The following is a 4,038-nucleotide window of genomic DNA, read 5'->3' as shown; positions in this document are numbered from 1 at the left end:
ACGCCAACACCTCTGCCACCACACTCGCCGAACTCACCCCGCGCCCACAACCAGACGATTCGATCACTTGATTTACACCACCCCACGGGACGTCACCTGCTCCCCACCGCGACTCGTCCGGTGACGTTCCCCTGTGCTAGTGAATTAGTGCGATCTTGATAAGAGTACGCAGATCCCACCACCAGGTACCGAAACGTCTCGGATCTCAGTTCGGGTACGAAATCACACCACTCGACGAGACGCCCCCTTAGTCTTCGGTCCAGCCCCCGGACCAGCCCCCGGACCAGCCCCCGGACCAGGCTCCCCGCCCTGCCGTAGCGCGGCGGAGGCCGCGCTGGCTCGTAACACCCCGTCCGGGTAGATCCGGCGCCGACGCGGTGGGACGTGCTGCGGCGAATCCGGCGCCGTCCTACGGCGGCCAAACCAGACTCCACACCGGCCTGCCTGCATCACGGTTTTCGATGTCCTGTGCCTGCGGCGTGCTCGTCAACCCCGAAGGCCGCCCGTCTGCTCATCGCGACAGGCCGTGCGGCGCAGCGCGCGGCACGCCTATCAGCACTCCACCCCCCACCGCGCATGCATCCCATCTCCACCCCGCATTCCATCTCCACCGGGCACTCCATCCCCCACACCCTCACCCCCCCCGCAGGCGCTATCCAGCACACGCACGACGACGGCGGTCTCCCCACTCAGGCACCCGATCGGCGGGCTAAAGCGCTGAGAGGGCCAAGGCTGGGCCAAGAGGCGGTAAGGCCGGGGGGTGGGTGGGGGGAGGGCATGGCAAGGTCTGGGCGGCGGGGACAACCGGGCTTTGGCCGGGCGTGGACACGTTATCCACAGAAGCGAATTCGGTGCCTGCGGCGTGTTCGGAGATGAGAGAAGGTCGGGGCCGGAGGTGGTCCTATGGCCGAGATACATGAGCTGGGGAGGCACGGCGAGCAGCTCGCCGTTGACTTTCTTCGGGCGGCGGGGTTGAAGATCCTGGAGCGCAACTGGCGATGTGGCGACGGCGAGATCGACATTCTGGCCAGTGAAGGCTCAGTGCTCGTCGTCGTCGAAGTGAAGACCCGATCGGGACGCAGTCACGGCACAGCGTTCGAATCCGTGACCCGCGCCAAGTTCGCCCGCCTGCGCACCCTCGCCGGCAAGTGGCTGAGCATGCAACCCAAGTGGTTCTCCGCGGTCCGCGTCGACGTGGTGGCGATCGAGCGTTTCGCCGGGCAGTTCGTGCTGCGTCACGACCGGGGGGTGTCCTGAGATGGCCGTAGCCCGCACCCGCTCGGTGGCCCTAGTCGGCGTCAGCGGCCACGTAGTCGAAGTCGAGGCCGACGTAGGCCACGGCCTAGCCGGCGTCAGCCTCATCGGCATGCTCGACACGGCCCTCAGCGAGGCCCGCGACCGCGTCCGCTCCGCGATCGTCAACAGCAGATACCCCTGGCCGGACGCCCGCGTCACCATCAGCCTGTTCCCGGCCAGTCTCCCCAAGCGCGGCAGCCTGTTCGACCTGGCCATAGCCGTCGCCCTGGCCGGCGCCGCGGGCCTGGTCCCCCGGCGCCACCTTTCCCAGCCCTTCTTCCTCGGCGAGCTGGGCCTGGACGGCACGGTCCGCCCCGTACGAGGCGTCCTCCCCGCCGTGGTGGCCGCCGCCGACGCGGGCGCCCGCACCGTCGTCGTCCCCATGGCCAACGCCCCCGAGGCCGACCTGGTCCCCGGCATCCGCGTGGTCCCCGTCCTGACCCTCGCCGAGCTGATCGAGACCCTGCGCACCGCCGACCCCGCTCAGCTCGCCACACTCGACGGCATCCCCGACCTCGCGCCACCGACCCCACCGGACGGCATCCCGAGCCCTCACTCCGCGGCATCCGCCCACCAGACCACCCAGCTCAGCGCCCTACGCCCTCGACCTCCCACCGACCAGGCGACCCACCCGCTCGACCTGTCAGACGTCGCCGGTCAGGCGATCGCGCGCCGTGCCCTGGAGGTGTGCGCGGCCGGAGGCCACAACCTCTGGATGCTCGGCCAGCCGGGCACCGGAAAGACCATGCTCGCGGAACGGCTGCCCACATTGCTCCCGGAGCTCGATCGAGACCAGGCACTGGAGGTGACGGCCATCCACTCGGTCGCGGGCACCCTCCCGCCGGGGCGCCCCCTGCTCGAACACGCGCCCTTCGTCGCCCCACACCACACGGCGACCGTGGCGGCGATCGTCGGCGGAGGCAGCGGCGTCATCCGTCCAGGGGCGGTCTCGCTGGCCCACCGAGGCGTGCTCTTTCTGGACGAAGCCCCCGAATACCCCGCCCGAGTCCTCGACTCGCTACGACAGCCATTGGAGTCGGGGCAGGTCACGGTTGCGCGGGCCGCGGTGACGGTGACGTTCCCAGCCCGGTTCATGCTGGTGCTGGCGGCCAACCCATGCCCCTGCGCCGAGCCGTCGACCCCAGAGAACCCATGCCAGTGCACCCCGAGCCAGCGAAGACGTTACCTGGCCCGGCTGTCCGGCCCCCTGCTCGACCGCGTCGACGTCAAGGTGCGCCTCACCAGGTCGACCAGGCGTGAGCTCCTCGCCGACCGCCAGTTCATCGAGACCAGCGGGACCGTAGCCGAGCGAGTCCTCCACGCCCGGGAACGCACCGCCAAACGACTGGCCGGCACCCCATGGCGCTGCAACGCGGATGTCCCGTCACCCGCCCTGCACGGCCGCTTCCGCCTGCCCTTACCGGCGATGTCCCCCCTCTACCGCTGCCTGGACACCGGTGAACTCAGCGCCCGCGGCCTGGACCGCGTCCTGCGCATCTCCTGGACCCTCGCCGACCTGACCGGCAAGCCCCAGCCCGAACTCCCCGAAACCACCACCGCCCTTGCCATGTGGACCGGTCTGGAATGACCCCGACCACTCACCCCCCACCCCAGACACCCCCTCCCCCCTGCCCCGACCACCTTCATCCACAGAACGGCTCCAACCACATGCCCACTCACCAAATAGCCGCCACCCCCACCGCCCCGACATCCGACGCCGCCGATACACCCGGGAACGCCCCGACAAGCATCCCGGCGCCCCCCCGACCGGCACGCCCAGCAGCCAACCTGCCTGCCGCCCAGCCGCCGAGCCCGCCCCCCGCCCAGCCGGTCGTACGCACGGATGGCTCGGTGAGTGAGCGGAAGGACGCCCCAGCCGGTACGCCGCCCAAGGCAGCGGGGATCGTCCCCCTCGGCGCGCCCTCGAACGGCTCAACCAACGGCTCGCCTATCCAGGCGGCCACCTTCGCCAACGTACAGCCCGATATCCCAGCGGGCATGCAGACGGACGTTCCGATGGCGACACAGACGGACGTTCCAGCGGATGCCCGAGCGGATACCCAGGGGAGCGCCTCCGCGGACCTTCATGCGGACATTCCTGCGGACATTCCTGTGGACGTTCATGCGGTCATTCCGGTGGAGGTCCCCGGCGATGTCCGGCCGGACGGTTCGCTGGAGATCCGAGCGGATGTCCTGGCAGATGTGCAGGCGGACGTTCGAGTGGATGTCCGGCCGGACGTTCCGGTGGAAGTCCCGGGTGATGTCCGGGCGGACGTTTCGGTGGACGCCCATGCGGGCGTTCCGGGAGAGGCCCTGGTGGATGTCCGGGCGGATGTCCCTGCGGGCGTGCAGGCGGACGTTCGGGTGGATGTCCGGGCGGATGTCCCCGTGGATGTTCAGGCGGACGTTCCGGTGGAGCCCGAGCAGCCTGCCGCTCAGCACGAACTCCCGTTCGCGCACCCCGAGCACCAGGAGGTCCCGGGTGATGTCCGGGCGGACGTTTCGGTGGACGCGCCTGCGGGCGTTCCGGGGGAGGTCCTGGTGGATGTCCGGGCGGATGTCCCTGCGGGCGTGCAGGCGGACGTTTCAGTGGATGTCCCCGTGGGCGTTCAGGCGGGCGTTCGGGAGGGCGTTCCGGTGGGAGTCTCGGGCGAGGTCCGGGCGGGCGTTTCGGTGGACGCGTGGGTGGATGTCTCCGTGGATGTGGAGGCGGGTGTTCCGGTGGTCGTGGATCGGCGGGTG

At 70.0% G+C, this 4,038-nt stretch carries 3 protein-coding genes; all 3 read left to right on the top strand.

All coding sequences use genetic code 11. The features are described 5' to 3' along the window. The first annotated feature begins 903 nt into the window (after positions 1–903). The gene (locus ACFP1K_RS40860; RefSeq protein ID WP_380763939.1) at positions 904–1,257 is read left to right on the top strand and encodes a YraN family protein; all 354 of its coding nucleotides are present in this window, start codon (positions 904–906) and stop codon (positions 1,255–1,257) included. 1 nt (position 1,258) lies between these two features. Then, positions 1,259–2,884 carry a YifB family Mg chelatase-like AAA ATPase gene (locus tag ACFP1K_RS40855; protein WP_380763937.1) on the top strand — a complete coding sequence of 542 codons (1,626 nt, stop codon included), beginning with the start codon at positions 1,259–1,261 and terminating at the stop codon, positions 2,882–2,884. Positions 2,885–3,294: 410 nt separating this feature from the next. Further along, the coding region (locus ACFP1K_RS40850; RefSeq protein ID WP_380763935.1) for a hypothetical protein at positions 3,295–4,038 on the top strand (744 nt) is incomplete at its 3' end.

This window comes from Sphaerisporangium aureirubrum, assembly GCF_042658925.1.
Lineage (GTDB): Bacteria > Actinomycetota > Actinomycetes > Streptosporangiales > Streptosporangiaceae > Sphaerisporangium > Sphaerisporangium aureirubrum.
Note: the sequence above shows the minus strand (reverse complement) of the source record. Positions and strands in the feature narration are given on the sequence as shown.

What these genes read in the sequence shown, in the direction of transcription:
- ACFP1K_RS40860 (WP_380763939.1), top strand. Translation starts at nt 904, where the DNA reads ATGGCCGAGATACATGAGCTGGGGAGGCACGGCGAGCAGCTCGCCGTT.
- ACFP1K_RS40855 (WP_380763937.1), top strand. Translation starts at nt 1,259, where the DNA reads ATGGCCGTAGCCCGCACCCGCTCGGTGGCCCTAGTCGGCGTCAGCGGC.